We start from the raw sequence: 19,315 nt of genomic DNA on the forward strand, positions 1-19,315 counted from the left end.
TACGAAAAGCTTCTTGCTAGTAAATGTTAAAGACTGTTAATGTGATGAGTGGCTGCCATTAATCTCTTACATTTGTAGCGAATTATTACCCCTATGTCGAAACGTAAAATACGCTTACTGATTGCCTTGATGTCATTTGCCCTGTTAGGATTAATTGGGTTTCAGGCCTATTGGTTACGTTTTATGTTAGAAACGAAGCGAGAGAATTTCGCCAAAGACGTCCGCAATAGCCTCGATCTTGTGGTTAGAAAATTGGAGAAGCAGGAGATTTTGGTCTTAGCAGAGCGCCAAAAAAAATTCGAGAGTGTAGCCGCTAAACCGGTAAAACCCAAGCCTGCACCCGCGTTCATTTCATCGCCACCACCCACCCCAGAAGAACATCCCATCCTGACGCAAACGCGCCAAGACGTCATTTTCGTGCGTAAATCCTTTATGTTGCCCGACGGTCAATTAGCGGAGGTGACGGAAGAATATACGGTGGATGAAGATCCGGAGGAAGCGCGCCAACGTATGCAAGTGGAAAAAGCGATGAATCGAATGCTCAAACGAGAGCAGCAAAAAGTCTTAAAAAAGATGCGCCGTCGTTCGAATCGCGTCATTCAAAACCTAGGAGATCGCCAAGCTCAGATACAAGCGAAATTAGTGCAGGAGAAATCAGAGCGTCAAGATTTGGAGAAAGTATTACAGAAAACTCAGTTAGCTAAAGAGGTGTTTTCTGATTTCTTATTCAAAGAAAGACCCATTCTTCAACGTATTCAACCGGGCTATTTGGATAGTTTGATTCGGAAAGAATTAACCGATAAGGGGGTTAACCTGGATTATTCTTTTGGCATTCAGAGTTCACCTAAGGCCTGGACCTATACCTCCTCGCCGGAAATAAAGCAACAAAAAGCCGTTTTTGAGGCAGCCCTATTCCCCAATGATTTGCACCCCTCTAAAAACGTTTTGAAAATCTATTTTCCGGATAGTGCGGCCTTCATTTGGCAAACGATGGGCCTCAGTTTAGCGGGTTCCGGCCTGTTATTATTAGTGATGATTGGTTGTTTTTACTTCGCCGTGTTGACAATCCTTCGTCAAAAGAAATTAGCCTTAGTGAAGAATGACTTCATTAATAACATGACCCACGAGTTTAAAACGCCCATTACGTCGATTTCACTAGCAACTCAGTTATTGCAAGAGGAGTTGAAACCGGGCAAAAATGACTCGATTCTCAGATATTTAGGCATTATTAAAGATGAGAATACCCGATTAGGTCAGCAAGTGGAGCGTGTTTTGCAGACTGCTCAGATGGAGAAAGAGGAAATTACCTTGAAACGAAAAAAAGTAGATATAGCTGCCTTGATTCAACAAGTTGCCGAGATAAATGGTCCTTTAGTTGAGTCAGTGAATGGGTCCATTAAGCTACAGTTGAATGAGCTGCCAGCTACCATGGAAATAGATGAGGTACATATCTCTAATGTGTTGAATAATCTGATCGATAATGCGGTGAAGTATAGCCCCGCAAATCCGAAGGTTGAAATTAGTGCGCAACAGCAAGAGCAAGGTGTTTTAATTGCTGTGAAAGATCAGGGTATAGGGATGCCTAAAGAAGCACTTAGTGACATTTTTGATGCCTTTTACCGCGTGCCTACGGGAAATGTGCACAATGTAAAAGGCTTTGGTTTAGGTCTCAGCTACGTGAAGAAAATCGTAGAAGCCCACGGGGGAAAAGTGCACGTGAAAAGTAAATTAGGAGACGGAAGTACCTTTGAAATCTATTTGCCTTATGTCAAAAACGCCTGAAATTTTAGTCGCTGAGGATGATCCAAATTTGGGATTATTGTTAACGGAATTCTTGAAAAAGAAAGGTTATGCCGTTTCGTGGGCCCAAAATGGGGACGAAGCACTTGATCTTTTCGTCAAGGGGAAATTCGATTTATGCCTATTAGACGTGATGATGCCTAAGAAAGACGGCTTCTCTTTGGGCAAAGACATCCGGGCTAATCACCAGCAAGTGCCCATCATTTTCCTAACTGCAAAGTCGATGGAAGAGGACACCTTGCAAGGTTTTAAAGTAGGGGCGGATGATTATTTAACGAAACCATTCTCCATGGAGGTGTTGGTCGCACGTATGGAAGCCATCCTGCGCAGAAGCCATTCTGACAAGTCTGTGCCTAGTTTAGCAGACGAGATTGCTCTCGGAAATTACACCTATATTCCGGGTAAAATGCGCTTAACAATCGGAGAAACGGAGTTGAAGTTTACGCCTAAAGAGAACGAATTAATGAAGCTTTTGTGCGAGAATCTAGGTCGCCCAGTGAGCAGAAGTTACGCCTTAAAGCTGATTTGGGGAGATGATACCTATTTTAATGCCAGAAGCATGGATGTGTATATGACCAAACTGCGCAAGATGCTAAAAGAAGACCCTCGCGTCCAGCTATTGAATCTGCACGGCGAGGGTTTTCGATTGAGTGTAGAAGGGCTTTAGTTAATGTGTGTAAAGCCCGTGTAAGGCACTAATGCTTCAGGAATCTTGATTCCATCCGGGCCTTGGTTGTTTTCTAAGATAGACGCCACGATACGAGGTAGGGCCAAAGCCGATCCATTCAACGTATGGCACAAGATCGATTTTCCATCGATTTTCGTTCTTAACTTCAAGCGATTCGCTTGGAAGGTTTCGAAGTTACTGACAGAACTTACTTCTAACCACCGGTTTTGGGCGCCTGACCAGGCTTCCATATCATAGGTTAATGCCGAAGCAAATCCCATATCTCCACCGCATAAACGCAAGACGCGGTAGTGCAATCCTAGCTTTTGAAGTAATCCCTGAACGTGTAGCGACATTTCCTCCAGTGCCGCATACGAGTTTTCTGGTTTGTGGATTTGAACGATCTCAATCTTGTCAAATTGATGCAAGCGGTTCAAGCCGCGTACGTGTGCTCCCCAAGATCCTGCTTCGCGACGGAAACAAGGTGTATGGCCCACATTTTTAATCGGTAATTCTTTCTCATTGACGATGACATCCCGGTATAAGTTCGTGATAGGCACCTCAGCCGTCGGAATTAAGAATAAGCCCTCTTCTTTTGTGACATACATTTGGCCTTCTTTATCCGGCAATTGTCCTGTCCCGAAACCCGAATCTTCATTAATCAAAATCGGAGGTTGTATCTCATAATAACCCGCTTTAATCGCTTCATCTAAGAAAAAATTAATCAATGCGCGTTGCAAACGAGCCCCTTTTCCCTTGTAAACAGGGAAGCCAGCACCCGTGATCTTGTTGCCTAAATCGAAATCGATGATATCGTATTTCTTGATCAAATCCCAGTGAGGCTGTGCGTCAGCCGGTAGCTCAGGTACTGAACCCCAGGTCAAAACGACTTCATTGTCATCTGCTGTTTTTCCTTGTGGCACAGAGCTGTGCGGAAGGTTAGGCAGAGTGACTAATAAATCAGTTAACTCTTTCTCTGCGGCTTTGGCAGCCTCTTCCATCTCTTTAATCGATGCTTTTAAAGCAGAAGTTTCAGCACGCTTGCCTTCGGCTAATTCTTTTTGGCCGGATTGCATTAAAGCTCCGATTTCTTTCGCCGCCGCATTTGATTTCTCTAATGCTGATTCAGCTTGTTGCAAAAGAGCTTTGCGTTGATCATCTTGCGCAATCAATTTAGCTACGATTTCTGCAGCATTCGCAAAATGCTTCTTCTGTAAACCAGCAATCGTGGTTTCTTGATTCGCGCGAATAAAGGGTAAAGTTAACATAGCTCGGTTTTTAGAAAAGTCCTTCGTTTAATGCGTTTAATGCGTCATTCTTGTGGGAAGCATCCACTAATAAAGAGATATTGTGCTCCGAAGCGCCATACGAAATCATTCGAATCGGAATCTTCTTGATCGCTTCTAATACCTTGATGGCAATGCCTTCTTTATCTGCCCAGAAATTACCCACGATGCAGATAATCACTTGGTTCATATCTGGATCTTCCAATTCTGCGAATTCACGCAATTCACTCATAATGGCATCTAAATGCGTCGTTTGGTCGATGGTCACACTGACAGAAACCTCTGAAGTGGTGATCATATCCACCGGTGTCTTGTATTTTTCAAACACCTCAAATACGCGTTTCAAGAAGCCATAGGCATTTAACATACGCGTCGAGTGAATGTAAATCGCGGTGATATTATCCTTTGCGGCAATCGCTTTAATCTCTACATCAGTCGATTTTTCAGAAATCAAGGTCCCAAAAGCGCTCGGCTCCATGGTATTTTTCAAACGAACCGGAACACCTTTCAACTTAGCCGGTGTAATCGTGCTAGGGTGAAGAATTTTAGCGCCAAAATACGCTAATTCCGCCGCCTCAGCGAACGATAGCTCTCGGATAGGGAAGGTATTCTTGACGATACGTGGATCGTTATTATGCATTCCATCGATATCCGTCCAAATCTGTACTTCCTCCGCCTGAATCGCACCACCAATCAAAGAAGCCGTATAATCTGATCCACCACGCTTCAAGTTATCAACCTCCCCAGCTGGGTTGCGACAGATAAATCCTTGTGTAACGAAGATTTGCTTATCCTTTACGGGAGCTAAAACTGCCGCTAGTTTTTGTTCGATAACCTTTAAAATGGGCTCGTTGTCTTCGTCGATCACCATGAAATCCAAGGCTGGCAATAAAGCGGAGCTGATGCCTTCTTCCTGCAAGAATGCTTCGAAAATTTGGGTCGAAAGCAATTCGCCTAAGGCCACCATTTCCTTTTCCTGCTTCACTGTATAAGGCGAAGTAGCGATTAGGCTATCAATAAATGCAAACTCCTTAGCAACGATTGCCTGGCCTTGACCAAGTCCCGCAGGAGTGCTGTATAATTCGGTTAAGAATTGATCGTAATGTGCGCGCAATTCGCTTGCTTTCGCCTTTGCTTCTGACGGATTACCCGCGTTGAGCGATTCTGAAATCGATAGCAGGGTATTCGTACTGCCAGAAAGAGCAGAAAGTACCACGATTTTGGGTTGGCCATCTTCCGTAATTAGTTGACGGATAGACTTCATTCTCTCGGGTTTTCCTACGGAGGTACCTCCAAATTTCCAAACTTGCATATGTTCTCGTATTATATTCCTAACATTTTGATGGCTGTAATGGCCGCCTCATCGCCTTTATTTCCGTGTTTGCCGCCTGCGCGATCCATTGCTTGTTCTTGCGTATTGGGTGTTAAAACCCCAAAAATCACCGGCTTGTCAAACTTCAAACTCACATTCGTGATCCCATCCGCTACCGCTTGGCAGATGAAATCAAAGTGTCTCGTTTCTCCTTGAATGACGCAGCCTAGGCAAATGACCGCATCGATATTCGCCTGCTGCGCCATCTTCTGAGCACCTAGACTTAATTCGAAGCTACCGGGTACTTTGGCACTAATAATATTTTCTTCTTTTGCCCCATATTTCAATAGCGTATCGTAGGCACCTGTATAAAGGGCGTGTGTCACGTCGGTATTCCATTCAGATACGACGATGGCAAAGGTTTTACCCGAAACATCCGGTAGATTATCGGTCGTAAAATCGCTTAAGTTTTTTAACGCTGAGGACATAAAAGGGGGTTAAAAAAACAAGGGATAAAAGCGCAAGCTCTTATCCCTCATCACATAATCTGTTCTAAAAATTATTCAGAGATAGAGCTTTCTAGGATCGCTTTGTATTTCTTCGCAGGGATCGATTCAGCCGATTGACCGTATTTCTCTACGATGATGGAATACGTATCTACCGCCTCTTTCACTTGTTTATTTGCTTCGTAAGCGTTCGCTAATTTTAACAAATAGGTAGGAGTGAAGAATTTGTTAGGCTTGTGCTCTGCTGCTTTCTTATAGTAATCGATCGCATCAGCGAAAGATTTCTTTTCAGCATACGCATCCCCGATTAACGAGTAAGCGCGTGCTTGAACTAATAAATCCGAGCTAGAGAAGTTTTTCAATTTCTCAATCGATTGATCGAATTTACCTTGCTTTAACAAGGTAATACCTAAATATAGATCCGCTAAGTTTTGTGTATTTCCACCAAACTCATCTGATACTTTCGCTAAATCTTTCTCAGCAGTCGCTAAAGAATCTGATTCAAATGCATAAACCGCTTTGAATAATTTCTTTTCGCCTTCAGCATCCTGTGTAGTTGAATACCATTGGTACCCAAAATAAGCGGCCACCGCTAGGACGATAACGCCTAATACCGTTGCTACGCTCGATTTATTCTTGTCTACTAGTTCTGTAACTTTAGAAACTTCTTGTTGAAGCGCTTCTGGGCTCTCAATAATTTCAATTGATTCTACTTTTTCTTTCTTTGCCATAAGGTCATTAATTCGGTTGGCAGATTGTTATAGGTGCCAAAGGACTGCAAAATTATAAAATCTCTTTCATTTTTATCCATATAAATGGAATCTTTTGCATTTTATTTTTCAATTTAGGGGTAAATAAACCTATATGTCCTTTAATCGCCCTGACCAACTCCGTAAACTCAATGAGTCCTTTGATATTTGTATCATTGGGGGCGGTGCAACGGGGGCGGGTGTAGCTTTGGATGCAACCTTACGAGGCTACAAAGTGCTCTTGATTGAAAAAGGCGATTTTGCCAGCCAAACTTCCTCTAAATCCACGAAATTAGTTCACGGTGGTGTACGTTATCTGGAACAGGCGGTTCGGAATTTGGATTGGCATCAATTCAAAATGGTCTACAAGGCCTTGCACGAGCGCAAGACCATGCTTCAAAATGCCCCTCATTTAGCCCATCCACTCGGTTTATTAACCCCTTGCTATACGCGTTGGGAACGCTGGTATTACCGAATCGGGATGTGGTTGTACGATAAAATCTCGGGAAGCACGAATCTAAAATCAAGTCGCGGTCTAAGTAAAAAAGAAATCCAGGCGGAGTTTCCCTCTATTGAGTCTCACCATTTGAGAGGTGGCGTTTTGTATTATGATGGCCAATTGAATGATGCACGCTATGCTTTAGCGATTTTGAAAGAAGCGGAGCGTTTAGGCGCCTGCATTTTGAATTACGCTCGTTTGGATTCGTTTGAACTAGGCCCTAAGAGTTTAAAAATAAAGAAAGTGCTTTTCACAGATCTTCGCTTAGAAGCCTCCTACACGATTCCGGTGAAAGCGGTAGTCAATGCGACCGGCCCTTTTACGGATGCGGTGCGCGCGCTCGCAAATCCACGATTGAAACCTCGAATGAAAGTGAGTCGCGGTGCCCATATCGTGTTGTCTGCTGAGTTTTGGCAAGGAGATACTGCCTTATTGATTCCCAAAACGGATGATGGTCGGGTTATTTTCGTGATTCCTTGGCGTGGTTCTGTCCTGGTGGGCACGACCGATGATCCAGATACTTTATCGGAGAATCCGGTTATACTTGAAGCGGAAAAGGAATACCTCATTGCTTATTTTAATCGCTATTCAGCTAAAAAAGCAAGTATTGAGGATATCAGCGCCACGTTTGTAGGCCAAAGACCTCTCTTACAAGTCCAGCTCGATTCAGCGATGAACACAGACACAAAATCCTTAGTGCGCGATCACGAGGTAGAGGTCGATGGGCGTTCTAAACTAGTGAGTATTATGGGCGGCAAGTGGACGACTTACCGTGTTATGGCTTCTGATACGCTGGATGTCTTAGAAAAAGAAGTACTTCGCGTTCCCCTTAGCCCTTGCTTGACCAAAGATCATTCGCTTGCACCTTCCTCATCTGTGGACTTACCTGTAGGTGTTCCAGAGGATGTTCAAGCTCATTTAGTAGAACTATATGGTCCCGCGGCAGGTGAAGTGTATGCCTATGGAGCTGAGCGATTACTACCTAACGAACCTTATCTTCTCGGTGAATTAGCGTATATGAAAGAGCAGGAAATGGCGGAAACTTGGGATGATGTGTTAGCGCGTCGCTGGGGTGTTTCATTGAGAGATGAGTCCCTGGCAGTTAAACTTCAGTCCACAAAAAAAGAGGCTTTCGCCTCTTAATTTTAATATTCGTCCTCGTTAAAGAAGAAGTCGTCTTTAGTCGGATAATCCGGCCAAATTTCTTCAATACTCTCGAATGGTTGACCATCGTCCTCTAATTCTTGTAGGTTTTCCACTACTTCTAAAGGTGAACCCGTACGGATTGCGAAGTCAATTAATTCATCTTTTGACGCTGGCCATGGCGCGTCTTCTAAATAGGAGGCAAGTTCTAGTGTCCAATACATAATTTATAGCTAATTTTTATTTCTAAAATACACGGAGGTTTTCGTTGATCTAAATCCCTTCCTAAGTGCAAAAGTAAAATAAAAATGTATTTATGAAAGATTTATTTTTTAAATTTTCATTAATTATCAAAACCTTGATTTAAACCAACATTTATGCGTTCATCTACTCCCGTTTCAGTCGAAGTCTGTGCTTATTCTTTGTTTTCTTGTCTTGCGGCAGATCGAGCGGGTGCACAACGAGTAGAACTTTGCGCCTCCCCTTGGGAAGGCGGGACGACACCCAGCGCAGGGCTGGTAGAACAGGCGCTACAAGAAACTTCTTTAGAGATTCATGCGATGGTTCGTCCTCGAGGAGGGGATTTTGTATACGATGCATCTGAAAAACGGACGATGCTGGCGGAGGCTCGTTCGTTAATTGCACTAGGGGTACACGGGATAGTAGTGGGAGCGCTAAAGCCGAATGGAGATTTAGATGTGGAATTCATGCAGGAGTTTCGGAAAATAGCTGGAGATCGGGAATTGACTTGCCATCGGGCGATCGATGTATCACGTGATCCGATTCAAGTGATGGAGGAATTAATTGGTATAGGATTTAATCGCATTCTCTCCTCTGGAGGGAAAAATAAAGCCTTGGATGGAATAGAAAATTTGGCGGAATTAGTAGCAGCCTCTAAAGGTCGTATCCAAATTATGGCAGGAAGTGGGGTGAATCCAATGAATTGTTTAGACTTTGTTCAAATCGGGGTGAATGCTGTTCACCTGAGTGCTCGAACTACCCGTAATTCGGAGATGGAATATAGACGTCCGGGAATTTCGATGGGAGGGGTAACGGAGATTTCGGAATTCGAGGTAGCCTACTCGAGTGAGGAAATCATTCGAGCGGCTATCGCTAAAATTCAAGACTTATTCAGCGAATAAATCTGTCGTTTGCCATGCCTTCTCTGGCATAGTCGTAATGTCATATAAACCTACTTCGGTACGCTTATAGGTAGGTACTTTGAATTCTGCATCAGAAACGTTTCCGTTTTTGAATTTCTCGATCATCAAAGCAAAACGCGCTTCCTCTGAATCTGCAGCTGCTGGAGCCGCTGTTTCTAGTTCACCATCAAGCTCAACGCTATCGCCTGGATTTAAGAATACAGGAGCCGCTTTCTTTACCACTTTACGCATTCCGCCATCCATTCCGCTCGAATCTTGTTCGAAACCAGCTGCGATGACCGTTAAGTATAAGTCGTCGCCTAATTCTTCATCCGTAGAGAATCCAAATTTCACCATATCCGCTTGCGCATCGATTCGCTCATTTAGGTATTCGATGATCGCATCTTTTTCCCAAATCAATAAATCCTTCTCGCTACTCGTAGATACGGTCACCAAGATGCGCTTAGCGCCTTTGATTTCTTGTGAGTTTAATAGGGGAGAATTCAACGCTTCGACGATCGCCGCCTTCGCTCTTTCTTCGCCTTTGCCTAATGCAGAACTCATCATTGCCTGACCGGCATTCGTTAATACCTTTTTTACGTCCATGAAGTCCGTATTGATATCACCTGGTTTGGCAATGACATCTACCACTGATTTCACCGCTTTCGCTAATACGTCATCGGCTTTCGCAAAGGCGTGCTTTACGGCTAAATCCTTGTAATGTTCTGATATTTTATCGTTCATGATCACCAAAACCGTATCGCAATACGCCTTTAGTTCTTCAATTCCGTCTCTTGCATACTGAATTTTCTCTTTCCCTTCCCAATTATACGGGAATGAAACAACCGCTACCGTTAATAAATCGCGGTCTCTGGCGATCTCCGCAACGACCGGAGCAGCCCCCGTTCCGGTTCCACCACCCATACCAGCGGTGATGAAAACCATCTTCGTTTCGTTTGAAAGTACTGCTTTGATCTTCTCTTGACTCTCCTGAGCGGCTTGTTTCCCAACTTCAGGATCTGTACCAGCACCTAAACCTTGCTCACCTAATTTGATCTTCGTACGAACCGTATTAGAGGCCAAAGCCTGCGAATCGGTATTGCAAATAATCAAGTCAGCCCCTTTAATCTTTAGGTTGTCCATATGCTTCACCGCATTGGATCCGCCACCCCCAATTCCGATCACTTTAATGATGGATTTGAAAGAGGTTTCAGGAACAACTTCGATTTGATGGTTAAAAAAGGAAGGATTTTGGCTACTCATAAGTCAAGGTAAATTTTCTAAAACGTAAAAATAATAGAATTCTGCTAATTTTTTAGTTCCCCCAACGCCATTCATTGCCTAATTCTAATTCGTGGCGCAGGTTGTGTTTGATGAAGAATTCTTTTGTTGAATAAAAATCTAATTTCTTAGCGGGGATTTGTTCTGCATTACCCAAGGCATACAGCAACATCGTGGTGTATTTCACCGTATTCTCCATTTCTTTTTTATTCACTAAGCTGAAATCATCGCAATTCGCATGATAGCAATCTAAAACGCTCCGAGTTAATTTTCCCAAAGGATCTGCTGCTGGAATTCCTTCCATTAGGAACGTTTGGTTATCCGAATGCAATCCTGGGGAGTTAGCAAGTTGATTGCCAAACTCTCCATCAATCGCTTTGATTTGATCACCTATCGATTTCAATATAGGCATCATTTCTTCTCGGCCACCTCCGTTGAAACCATTGACGTTATTAGTCATGTCCAGATTGATCATATAGACCACTTCATCTAGTTCACCTAGTTTTTTTGCGCGTTCCACATAGGCTTTTGAACCTAATAAGCCTTCTTCCTCTCCCATAAAGGCAACGAATTCGATCGTACGTTTGCTACTTAATCCAAGTGCTTTGAAAGTTCTAGCAACATCTAACACCGAGAAAGATCCAATTCCGTTATCAATCGCACCAGTAGCTAAATCCCATGAATCCAAGTGTCCGCCGATGATGATTTTTTCGTTTCTTAATTTCGAGCTCGTTCCTTTCAGGGTCGCTACGACATTACGCGCCTTGATTGGTTTGCTTACATTGTGCATTTCAATCAAGCTTAATAAACCAGGTTGGTCTTTCATCCAGCTTCTGATTTCTGTTCCGTTTTCTAAAGAAATACAAACCGCTGGAATTGAAATCAAATTACCGGTTACCGAGGCCGTGCCTGTTAATAACACTTGCCCTTTTACCGTGTTAACAAAAATGACTCCGATGGCTCCATGTTGAATCGCTAACGCCGTCTTTTCAGAGCGGTGTAAGTTTTTAGTTCCTGCTGCAGCCTCTAATAGACCGATGTTCGCTAATACCACTTTGCCTTTCACCTCTTTGCCCGTGTAATCAGCATCAAGACCATTACCTAAGTCAACAATCGTGCCTTGGATATTTGCATCTACTGGAGTCATCGCCAAAGAAACTACCGGCACTTCTCTGAAATCATCTGACTTAGGAGGAGCAATAGATAAAGTAACCGTATCACGCGCCCAAGCCTCTACCTGAAATCCTTGAAACTTCGTATCCTTAAATCCGTATTCTTTTAGTAAGCGAAAGGCATATTCTTCCGCCTTTTTTCCTTTTTCGCTACCGGTTAATCTATGTCCTATGGTCTTACATGCATCTCCTAAGGTGCTGTATGCTTTGGAGTGCAATTCTACTTCCTCTTTGATTTTTTTGAAAACGTCCTTCCATTCTTCTTCTCCTTCCACAGGAGCGAATGAACTGGTGAAAAGAGTCACCGACAGTGCTAAAATTCCAAGGGTTAATTTTCTCATACGTGATTTTAAATTATCACATTAAATGTAGGCTTTTTCGCCGAAAAACACAATTAGCCCGACCAATTTTCCCGATCTAAATTTCGATAGGTGATGGCCTCAGCTAGATGTTTCGCCTGGATGGAAGAGGATTGGGCAAGGTCAGCAATAGTTCTCGCCATTTTTAAAATCCGATCGTGCGCCCTGGCGGATAATTGTAGTTTTTCAATGGCGTTTTCTAAGAGGGTTGATGAAACGATATCTAGCACACAAACTTGTATTACTTGCTCTGAATTCATTTCGGCGTTCGTTTGAATTTTAGGAGAATTTTGAAATCGTTGCAGCTGTTTTTCTCGGGCTTCGATGACACGTTCTCGAATAGCTGCACTTGACTCACTGGCTTTCGAATGAAACATCTCCGGATATTTTAAAGGAAAAACTTCCAGGTGCATATCGATGCGATCTAATAGCGGGCCTGAGATGCGGTGTAAATACCTGTCAACTTGGTAGGGTTTGCAGGTACAGGGTTTATCTGGATGATGGAAATAGCCACAAGGGCAGGGGTTCATCGCGGAGATTAACAGGAAATTTGCGGGGAATTCCACAGTACCGTGAGCACGAGATATAGGTACTTTTCTTTCTTCCAAAGGCTGTCTTAAAAGTTCTAAGACGTGTCGTTGAAATTCCGGGAGTTCATCTAAAAACAATACCCCTTGATGTGCGAGTGAGATTTCGCCTGGTTGTGGATTGGTTCTCCCTCCGATCAAAGCAGGTGCTGTGATGCTGTGGTGCAAGGCCCGAAAAGGTCGTTCAGTAATCAAAGGGTTTTCAGAACTCAGCTTTCCCACGATAGAGTGGATTTGAGTGGTTTCGATAATTTCGTGGAGGCTCATAGGAGGCATAATGGATGGAATGCGCTTCGCCATCATTGTTTTTCCCGCCCCAGGAGGGCCTACTAGAAGTAAATTGTGTCCTCCTGCCACGGCAATTTCGATGGCTCGTTTCGCTTTTTCTTGGCCTTTTATTTGGGAGAAATCGTCTTCGTAGAGCAAGGCCTCCTGCGAAATGTGAGGCGCTTTCACTGGGGCTTGGGTTCTGCCATGCAAAAAGCGAATGGTGTCGCGCAAATTCGCCATCCCATAAATCGCTAGTCCATCAATCAGGGCGGCCTCTATGGCATTTTCTCGCGGGAGAATGAGGGATTTAAAGCCTTGTTTTTTGGCCTCAATCGCCATTGACAAGGCACCTTTAATGGGGCGAATTTCTCCTGTTAGCGAGAGTTCTCCCATAATTAGATAGTCAGAAAGTCCAATCATCTTTGTCTGTTCAGACGCTTGTAGTAATCCCAATGCAATGGGGAGGTCATAGCCGGAACCTTCTTTGCGAATGTCTGCAGGGGCCAGATTGATGACGACTTTTCTGCGTGGAAAGAAATAGCCAATTTGCTTGATGGCGGATTCAACGCGTTGAATGGATTCCTTAATGGTGGAGTCGGGTAGACCCACTAGGTAACATTTGGATCCTTGTCCAACGTGGGTTTCAATGGTGATTATGGAGGCGTGTATGCCTACGAGGGCACTGCCAAAAGTTTTCGCTAACATAGTGGTCGTTTAAGACACAATGTTAGGACGAAAGAATGGTATTAAATATCAGTTAGTTGGACTCCTTCCGCATTTACCAACAATTTGGTTTTTACACCAAAAACCAATGGCTGGTTGTTTGGAATATGTCCTGATGGGAAATCATACGCAATTGGAAACGAAGTTCCTGAAGTATGTTCGGCCACTAATTCAAAAGCCGTTTTTCCGATAGTCAAACTCGCTTCATTGCAATCCGTAAATCCGCCCACGATTAGGCCAGCAAGGTTTTGGAATAATCCAGCTCTTTTTAATTGCAAAAGCATACGATCCACGTGGTACAAGCGTTCGCCTATTTCTTCAAGGAATAATATTTTGCCGTCGGTCGAGGCAAAAGTAGGTGAGCCTATCAGATGACATAATAGTGATAAATTTCCGCCAATAATCTCCGCGGTGGCCTCGCCCAATCGGTTCAATGGGTGCACCGGAGCTGATACAGAAACCACACCCTCGAAGAGCGTGGTATATAAGTTTTGCAAGGCTGATTCACCCCCTTTTTGGCAAAAATTATGCGGCATTGGTCCGTGAATACTGGCAAAACCTAATCGGTCTACTTCGCACAAAAGGGCGGTAATGTCAGAGAAGCCAACGATCCATTTGGGACTGGAAATAAAGCCCGAAAAATCCAAGGAATCTAATAAACGGGACGAGCCATATCCACCCCGAATGGGAAAAATGGCCTTGATTGAGGGGTCATCCAGCATTTGCTGTAAATCGGATAAACGTTCCGCATCTGTGCCGCCTAAACCAAAATGACGAGACAAATAATTAGGCGCATTTCGCACGCGAAGTCCCCAACTTTCTAGTACCTCTACCCCTTGTTTCCAGTTTTCCGTGGGAGGAAAAGAGGCAGGGGATAAAATCGCGATTTCGTCGCCAGGCTGCAAATACGGGGGAATGATCCGAGTCATGGCGTAAATATCTGCTTTTTTTTAGGATCCTCAAGGGCTAAATTTCGTAATATTGTAAAAATTCTATTTCTATCGCTCCTGCAGATTTAAATCTTGTACATCCCATTTACAACCCGCACCCGGGTTGGGCGGAGGAATTGCTGCACTATTATACCTTATTTAAAGAGGCAATTCCGGCAGAAACGACCATTCATATGTATTTAGTGAATGATGGGAGTAAATCAGGGATTCGTCAGGAGGATATACACTTGTTGTCCGAAAAAATTACTGGTTTTACCTACATCGACTCTCCCGTTAATCAGGGGAAAGGCGGCGCTTTACGGGATGCGGTCCGCCAAACCACGGGTAAATGGGTCATCTACACCGATGCCGATTATCCTTACATTATGGCTAATGCAGTGCAGATGTTTCACTTGCTTTCCACGGATGCCGCGGATGTGGTCGTGGGAGTTCGTGACGAACAATATTACGATCAATTGCCCTTGGGGCGTAAAATATTTTCCCTTTCGTTGAAGGTGATGAACTATTTGTTTTTTCCTCAGTTGAAGGTCAAAGACACACAGTCTGGACTCAAAGGGTTCAACCAAAAAGGAAAGGAAGTCTTCTTAAAGACCCGGATTCCAGCGTTCCTATTTGATATGGAGTTTTTGGTTTTGGCCTCCAAAAGATCTGACATTCGCATTCAGTGGATCTATGTTCAGGCGCGTGAGGGAATTGTGTTTTCGACGATGCGAGCTAAAACGATATTAACTGAGTTAGCGAATTTTGCCTCCATTTTATTTAGCGGCGACCGATGAAAAGGCGACAGATGATAACGCAAACAATGAATCCGATTCTCATCACGATTGATGTGGAAGAATGCGATATTCCCTTGGAATATGGTTACACGATTCCTTTAGAGGAGCAGTTGGCCATTTCCAAAGAAGGGTTGATGCATTTTATGCAAATTGCAGAGGAGGCAGGTGTGCCTGTCACGATATTCTGTACTGGCGTTTACGCAGAAAATAATCCTGATTGGATTAAGTCGCTGAATCCGATGCACGAATTAGCCTCTCATGGTTATTTCCACGGGCATTTTGACGCGTCTAAGGACCTTAAAAGTTCAAAGGATTTATTAGAGAAATTAAGTGGGAAACCCGTCACAGGTTTCCGAATGGCAAGAATGCAATATGTGGAGGAGGCCGAGATTTTAAATGCGGGTTATTCCTACCATTCATCTTTAAATCCTACCTGGATTCCGGGTCGTTATGATCACCGGGACAAACCGATGAAGCCTTTTTTTGAGAAAGGATTGTGGAATGTGCCCGCGTCGGTGAGCCCTTGGTTGCGGATTCCGCTGTTTTGGCTGGCATTTAAGAACTTTCCGCTGTGGATCTATACTTTTTTAGCGAAGCGAACTTTGCGTAAGCAGGGGTTCTTGAATATCTATTTTCATCCCTGGGAATTCGCTGATTTAAGCAAATACCCACTTCCGGCTCACGTAAAAAGGGGGCATAATGGGCCTTTGCGGGATAAATTGCGTTCTTTTTTGCAGCAGATGAAAGGGGAGGGAGAATTTACCACGATGGCTAAAATGCTAGAGAATAATGAATAAGAAATCCACCTTACTGATTATTTGGGCGCTGGCAGGTTTAGTGACCGGCTGGAAACAATTTTCTTTGAGCGCAGTTCATTCACACATTAATAATTTCCAGATTTTCAAGGCAAGTTTTGGTCATTTTATCCACCGAATGCCACTTTATTTAGAGTATCCCAAAGAATATTTTGATCTCTATCTATATGGGCCCATTTTTGCCATTTTGATGGCCCCATTTTCGATGCTTTCGGACGGCCCAAGTGTCATATTGTGGAATGTGTTGAATTCGGTGGTGTTGTTTGTGACGCTCTGGCATCTGCCCATCGTTGAAAACAAACGGGTGGCCATCACGTGGATTGTGTTGAATTCGTCCATCACGGCCTTATTAAATACGCAGTTTCATGCGCTTTGTTTGGCCTTGATTATTTGGTCCTACATCTGCGTGGAGAAGAAAAACTACTTCTGGGCGACGCTTTGGATTGTTTTAGGGATCTATATTAAGTTATATGGGGTGGTGGGATTAGCGTTTTTCTTTTTTGCCAAAGATCGTCTCCGTTTCGCTGCCTACTTTATTTTCTGGTTGCTAGTGATCGGCTTTGTTCCTTTGGCCTTAGGTGGATTTGATTATGGTATCCAAACCTACCGTGAATGGATGGGCATTCTAGCGCACAAAAATGAGTTGAACGAAAACATTAAAAACATCCGAACAGATGTTTGTGTGATGGGAATGATTCGCCGCTGGACAGGAGATCCGAATGTGTCGAATCTATGGTTCCTTATTCCTTCGATGATTTTAAACGTGTATTTGTTCTTCCAAACCAAGAAATGGTCTAACCCTGATTTTAGGCTGCGCATTTTAGCTTTTGTGCTGCTCTATATTATGCTCGCTAGTACCGGTACGGAATCTCCTACTTTAGTGATGGCCTTTCCAGCCGTCGGAATCTGGTTTGTGTTAGGAGAAAAAACCAAGGAACGCTGGGCGATGTTGATCTTTACCTTATTGATTTCGAGCTTTTCTCCTACGGATTTATTTCCGGCCTATATAAGGAATGAAATCATCAATCCTTTAGCCTTAATGATACTGCCTCTATTCGGAGTGTGGCTGTGGTTGGCCTGGGACTTGTTTACAGAAAAACAACCTCAGTAATAATGTCCTGTTGAGCGGTTTTATTCAACAGCTCAATCATTTTTTGCTTTGCCATCAGCAGTTCCTTCTTCAAGGGAGCGGAATCTAGTCCTAAAAAGAGTTTTTTGTCCTTTATAAAGACTTTCGTTGTTCGAGCAGCGATGGGTTTGCCCATAATCTCTTCCCAATGGGCTACAATATAGGTTTCGTCGAACTTATTCTGCAATTGATAGACCCGTAAAAGCGATTCAATCGCCTCTTTCAAGCTCATATTGTCCTTGCTTCGCGTAGAAGCTCGGGGGCCTTTCGGGTTGAATGGAGAGTCTATCATTGTTCCTATTTGAAATCAAATTTATTCAATTATTGGGGTATTTGAGAGTTTTTTTTGCATCAGGGGAATTTTTTTTTCATTTTTTTAAAATTTGATAATCCCAAAATAGTACCCTGATTCTTTCGATAAATCGAAGAAAATATCAGATTAGTACAATAGTCCTCTTTCTATGACTGGCTAGTAACCCTGCAATGATTATTTAAAGGATGAAAATTATATTAGAATTCTATTACTTTTGCCTTTACTGAAAAGGAAAGCGAAAGTCAAAACTATGAAAACTACGATCGCCGCATTTTCGACAAGTTTTATTAACAAAAAAATAATTCTTTAACCCCAAATTACCAAACTAATGAGTACACAACAACCAAAGCCAGCTGCTAAGCCAGCTGCAACCGAAAAAAAATCTGGCGGTATTTCTGCAGGTTTAATTCTAATTGTCCTTTTTGCAATTGCCCTAGCAATCTACAATTTTGTGATGGGAGATGGTTCTCACTTTGAAGGCGGAACAAATGAAGGACACCCACTTCCAGGCGACTACTTTGGTGTAGTTTACAAAGGTGGTGTTATCGTGCCAGTTTTGATGACTTGTTTCTTAACTGCATTAACATTCTCAATTGAGCGTTTATTCACAATCGGTAAAGCAAAAGGTACTGGTGATGTAAATGCATTCGTACGTTCTGTACAAGCATCTTTAGATAAAGATGATGTAGAAGGTGCATTGAAAGCTTGTGATAAGCAAAAAGGATCTGTAGGTAACGTTACGTTAGCTGCGATCAAAAAATACAAAGCGTTAACTACAGAGAAATCTTTAGATAAAGAGCAAAAATTAGCTGCATTGAGCAAAGAAGTGGAAGAAGCTACTTCATTAGAATTGCCAATGTTAGAGAAAAACTTAACTATCATCGCAACTTTAGCATCGGTATCAACTTTGATCGGTCTATTAGGAACGGTAGTAGGTATGATCAAGGCCTTCGCGTCATTAGGTAACTCAGGTGGATCAACTGATTCATCAGCTTTAGCAAATGGTATCTCTGAAGCCTTAATCAACACTGCATTAGGTATCGGTACTTCAGCGATCTGTATCATTGCATACAACGTGTTTACAGCGAAAATTGATGAGTTAACTTACAGCATCGACGAAATCGGCTTAAGTGTTAACCAAAACTACGCTACGCATCACAATTAATATTTGAACTGATTTAGGGGCATCTGCCCTTTCATTCAATTTTATTCACCGTTCAAAAAAATAATTGTTATGCCAAAAGTTAAAGCTAAACGACATAGTGTCTCACTCGACATGACAGCGATGTGTGACGTGGCTTTCCTTCTTTTGACGTTCTTCATGTTAACCGCGAAGTTCCGTCCAGAAGAGGCAGTTACGATCACTCCTCCATCTTCTATCTCAGAGAAACCTTTGAATACGAAAGATGGTATGCTGATGGTTAGTGTTTCACCAGAAGGTGGCGTTTATTTGGCAACTGATGATCAAATGGCTCGTGAGTTTATGTTAGAGCGTATGGCTAATCGCTATGGTATCGCTGTAACAGCTGAGATGAAGAAGAACTTTATGTCTTCTGAAATCGTAGGCTATCCTCTTGGAGCAATGCGTCAGGTGTTAAATATGAAACCTTCAGAAGCGAAAGCGCTAAGCAAGGGAATTCCAATTGATTCAGCCAACAACGAATTATCGTATTGGGTGGGTTATGCGAAATTGTCTAATCCAGAGTTGAAAGTTGCTATCAAAGGAGATAAAGAATCTAACTACAAAGTGTTTGCTGATATCATCGGTACTTTGCAGGCTCAGAACATCAATATCTTCCAATTAGTAACTGGACCGGAAAATAAACCGAAATAAGT

The 19,315-nt window shown here is 43.0% G+C and carries 19 protein-coding genes; 9 read left to right on the plus strand and 10 right to left on the minus strand.

The genetic code is table 11. The features are described 5' to 3' along the window. Positions 1 to 93 precede the first annotated feature (93 nt). The gene (locus SKC35_RS00135) at positions 94 to 1,782 is read left to right on the plus strand and encodes a sensor histidine kinase (RefSeq protein ID WP_377977490.1); all 1,689 of its coding nucleotides are present in this window, start codon (positions 94 to 96) and stop codon (positions 1,780 to 1,782) included. Then, positions 1,766 to 2,467 carry a response regulator transcription factor gene (locus SKC35_RS00140; RefSeq protein ID WP_377977491.1) on the plus strand — a complete coding sequence of 234 codons (702 nt, stop codon included), beginning with the start codon at positions 1,766 to 1,768 and terminating at the stop codon, positions 2,465 to 2,467. The genes SKC35_RS00135 and SKC35_RS00140 overlap by 17 nt, the downstream gene beginning before the upstream one ends. Here the strand turns inward: SKC35_RS00140 and serS are convergent. The 4 genes from serS to SKC35_RS00160 form a co-directional block, all read right to left on the minus strand. Continuing rightward, entirely contained in the window at positions 2,464 to 3,735 is a 1,272-nt protein-coding gene (serS, locus tag SKC35_RS00145; RefSeq protein ID WP_377977492.1) for a serine--tRNA ligase, read from the minus strand. The two genes, SKC35_RS00140 and serS, sit on opposite strands and share 4 nt — an antisense overlap. Positions 3,736 to 3,745: 10 nt before the next feature. Then, a complete protein-coding gene (locus SKC35_RS00150; protein WP_377977493.1) occupies positions 3,746 to 5,065 on the minus strand; it encodes an aspartate kinase in 1,320 nt (439 codons plus the stop codon). A gap of 11 nt (positions 5,066 to 5,076) precedes the next feature. Further along, positions 5,077 to 5,553, minus strand: a complete 477-nt coding sequence (ribH, locus tag SKC35_RS00155) for a 6,7-dimethyl-8-ribityllumazine synthase (protein ID WP_377977494.1) — start codon at positions 5,551 to 5,553, stop codon at positions 5,077 to 5,079. A gap of 71 nt (positions 5,554 to 5,624) precedes the next feature. Continuing rightward, positions 5,625 to 6,302 carry a tetratricopeptide repeat protein gene (locus SKC35_RS00160; protein WP_377977495.1) on the minus strand — a complete coding sequence of 226 codons (678 nt, stop codon included), beginning with the start codon at positions 6,300 to 6,302 and terminating at the stop codon, positions 5,625 to 5,627. Positions 6,303 to 6,435: 133 nt separating this feature from the next. Here SKC35_RS00160 and SKC35_RS00165 point away from each other — a divergent pair, with 133 nt between their 5' ends. Further along, on the plus strand, positions 6,436 to 7,962 hold the full coding sequence (locus SKC35_RS00165; RefSeq protein ID WP_377977496.1) for a glycerol-3-phosphate dehydrogenase/oxidase: 1,527 nt from the start codon (positions 6,436 to 6,438) through the stop codon (positions 7,960 to 7,962). A 2-nt stretch (positions 7,963 to 7,964) separates the two neighbouring features. Here the strand turns inward: SKC35_RS00165 and SKC35_RS00170 are convergent, their stop codons facing one another. Further along, positions 7,965 to 8,186: a DUF2795 domain-containing protein gene (locus SKC35_RS00170; protein ID WP_130895915.1), complete on the minus strand. Its 222-nt coding sequence runs from the start codon at positions 8,184 to 8,186 to the stop codon at positions 7,965 to 7,967. Between the two features lie 153 nt (positions 8,187 to 8,339). On the opposite strand from SKC35_RS00170, the gene SKC35_RS00175 reads away from it, so the two are divergent. Beyond that, a complete protein-coding gene (locus SKC35_RS00175; RefSeq protein ID WP_377977497.1) occupies positions 8,340 to 9,104 on the plus strand; it encodes a copper homeostasis protein CutC in 765 nt (254 codons plus the stop codon). Here SKC35_RS00175 and ftsZ read toward each other — a convergent pair. The 4 genes from ftsZ to SKC35_RS00195 are packed head-to-tail and all read right to left on the minus strand — an operon-like array spanning position 9,090 to position 14,425. Continuing rightward, positions 9,090 to 10,367: a cell division protein FtsZ gene (gene ftsZ, locus SKC35_RS00180; RefSeq protein ID WP_252622086.1), complete on the minus strand. Its 1,278-nt coding sequence runs from the start codon at positions 10,365 to 10,367 to the stop codon at positions 9,090 to 9,092. The two genes, SKC35_RS00175 and ftsZ, sit on opposite strands and share 15 nt — an antisense overlap. Positions 10,368 to 10,419: 52 nt before the next feature. Continuing rightward, a complete protein-coding gene (locus SKC35_RS00185; protein ID WP_377977498.1) occupies positions 10,420 to 11,898 on the minus strand; it encodes a M20/M25/M40 family metallo-hydrolase in 1,479 nt (492 codons plus the stop codon). Between the two features lie 53 nt (positions 11,899 to 11,951). Continuing rightward, positions 11,952 to 13,478, minus strand: a complete 1,527-nt coding sequence (locus SKC35_RS00190; protein WP_377977499.1) for a YifB family Mg chelatase-like AAA ATPase — start codon at positions 13,476 to 13,478, stop codon at positions 11,952 to 11,954. 41 nt (positions 13,479 to 13,519) lie between these two features. Then, a complete protein-coding gene (locus SKC35_RS00195) occupies positions 13,520 to 14,425 on the minus strand; it encodes a S66 peptidase family protein (RefSeq protein WP_377977500.1) in 906 nt (301 codons plus the stop codon). A gap of 137 nt (positions 14,426 to 14,562) precedes the next feature. On the opposite strand from SKC35_RS00195, the gene SKC35_RS00200 reads away from it, so the two are divergent. Genes SKC35_RS00200 through SKC35_RS00210 form a run of 3 tightly spaced genes read left to right on the plus strand, consistent with a single transcriptional unit; the run spans position 14,563 to position 17,148 of the window. Beyond that, a complete protein-coding gene (locus tag SKC35_RS00200) occupies positions 14,563 to 15,222 on the plus strand; it encodes a glycosyltransferase (protein WP_377977501.1) in 660 nt (219 codons plus the stop codon). Between the two features lie 26 nt (positions 15,223 to 15,248). Then, positions 15,249 to 16,019 carry a polysaccharide deacetylase family protein gene (locus SKC35_RS00205; protein WP_377977502.1) on the plus strand — a complete coding sequence of 257 codons (771 nt, stop codon included), beginning with the start codon at positions 15,249 to 15,251 and terminating at the stop codon, positions 16,017 to 16,019. Continuing rightward, positions 16,012 to 17,148, plus strand: a complete 1,137-nt coding sequence (locus tag SKC35_RS00210; protein ID WP_377977503.1) for a glycosyltransferase family 87 protein — start codon at positions 16,012 to 16,014, stop codon at positions 17,146 to 17,148. Before SKC35_RS00205 ends, SKC35_RS00210 begins: the two co-directional genes overlap by 8 nt. On the opposite strand, the gene SKC35_RS00215 is transcribed toward SKC35_RS00210, so the two are convergent. Then, positions 17,126 to 17,458: a DciA family protein gene (locus SKC35_RS00215; RefSeq protein ID WP_269006677.1), complete on the minus strand. Its 333-nt coding sequence runs from the start codon at positions 17,456 to 17,458 to the stop codon at positions 17,126 to 17,128. The genes SKC35_RS00210 and SKC35_RS00215 overlap by 23 nt on opposite strands. Positions 17,459 to 17,807: 349 nt before the next feature. Here SKC35_RS00215 and SKC35_RS00220 point away from each other — a divergent pair, with 349 nt between their 5' ends. Next, a complete protein-coding gene (locus tag SKC35_RS00220) occupies positions 17,808 to 18,644 on the plus strand; it encodes a MotA/TolQ/ExbB proton channel family protein (RefSeq protein ID WP_377977504.1) in 837 nt (278 codons plus the stop codon). A gap of 69 nt (positions 18,645 to 18,713) precedes the next feature. Beyond that, complete coding sequence (locus SKC35_RS00225) at positions 18,714 to 19,313, plus strand: ExbD/TolR family protein (protein ID WP_377977505.1); 600 nt, start codon at positions 18,714 to 18,716, stop codon at positions 19,311 to 19,313. Positions 19,314 to 19,315 lie beyond the last annotated feature (2 nt).

It is taken from the genome of Aquirufa originis (assembly GCF_042714495.1).
GTDB lineage: Bacteria > Bacteroidota > Bacteroidia > Cytophagales > Spirosomataceae > Aquirufa > Aquirufa originis.

Bases quoted from the DNA above. Each gene is read 5' to 3' on its own strand.
- SKC35_RS00135 (WP_377977490.1), top strand. From the start codon at position 94: ATGTCGAAACGTAAAATACGCTTACTGATTGCCTTGATGTCATTTGCC.
- SKC35_RS00140 (WP_377977491.1), top strand. From the start codon at position 1,766: ATGTCAAAAACGCCTGAAATTTTAGTCGCTGAGGATGATCCAAATTTG.
- serS (WP_377977492.1), bottom strand. From the start codon at position 3,735: ATGTTAACTTTACCCTTTATTCGCGCGAATCAAGAAACCACGATTGCT.
- SKC35_RS00150 (WP_377977493.1), bottom strand. From the start codon at position 5,065: ATGCAAGTTTGGAAATTTGGAGGTACCTCCGTAGGAAAACCCGAGAGA.
- ribH (WP_377977494.1), bottom strand. From the start codon at position 5,553: ATGTCCTCAGCGTTAAAAAACTTAAGCGATTTTACGACCGATAATCTA.
- SKC35_RS00160 (WP_377977495.1), bottom strand. From the start codon at position 6,302: ATGGCAAAGAAAGAAAAAGTAGAATCAATTGAAATTATTGAGAGCCCA.
- SKC35_RS00165 (WP_377977496.1), top strand. From the start codon at position 6,436: ATGTCCTTTAATCGCCCTGACCAACTCCGTAAACTCAATGAGTCCTTT.
- SKC35_RS00170 (WP_130895915.1), bottom strand. From the start codon at position 8,186: ATGTATTGGACACTAGAACTTGCCTCCTATTTAGAAGACGCGCCATGG.
- SKC35_RS00175 (WP_377977497.1), top strand. From the start codon at position 8,340: ATGCGTTCATCTACTCCCGTTTCAGTCGAAGTCTGTGCTTATTCTTTG.
- ftsZ (WP_252622086.1), bottom strand. From the start codon at position 10,367: ATGAGTAGCCAAAATCCTTCCTTTTTTAACCATCAAATCGAAGTTGTT.
- SKC35_RS00185 (WP_377977498.1), bottom strand. From the start codon at position 11,898: ATGAGAAAATTAACCCTTGGAATTTTAGCACTGTCGGTGACTCTTTTC.
- SKC35_RS00190 (WP_377977499.1), bottom strand. From the start codon at position 13,478: ATGTTAGCGAAAACTTTTGGCAGTGCCCTCGTAGGCATACACGCCTCC.
- SKC35_RS00195 (WP_377977500.1), bottom strand. From the start codon at position 14,425: ATGACTCGGATCATTCCCCCGTATTTGCAGCCTGGCGACGAAATCGCG.
- SKC35_RS00205 (WP_377977502.1), top strand. From the start codon at position 15,249: ATGAATCCGATTCTCATCACGATTGATGTGGAAGAATGCGATATTCCC.
- SKC35_RS00210 (WP_377977503.1), top strand. From the start codon at position 16,012: ATGAATAAGAAATCCACCTTACTGATTATTTGGGCGCTGGCAGGTTTA.
- SKC35_RS00215 (WP_269006677.1), bottom strand. From the start codon at position 17,458: ATGATAGACTCTCCATTCAACCCGAAAGGCCCCCGAGCTTCTACGCGA.
- SKC35_RS00220 (WP_377977504.1), top strand. From the start codon at position 17,808: ATGAGTACACAACAACCAAAGCCAGCTGCTAAGCCAGCTGCAACCGAA.
- SKC35_RS00225 (WP_377977505.1), top strand. From the start codon at position 18,714: ATGCCAAAAGTTAAAGCTAAACGACATAGTGTCTCACTCGACATGACA.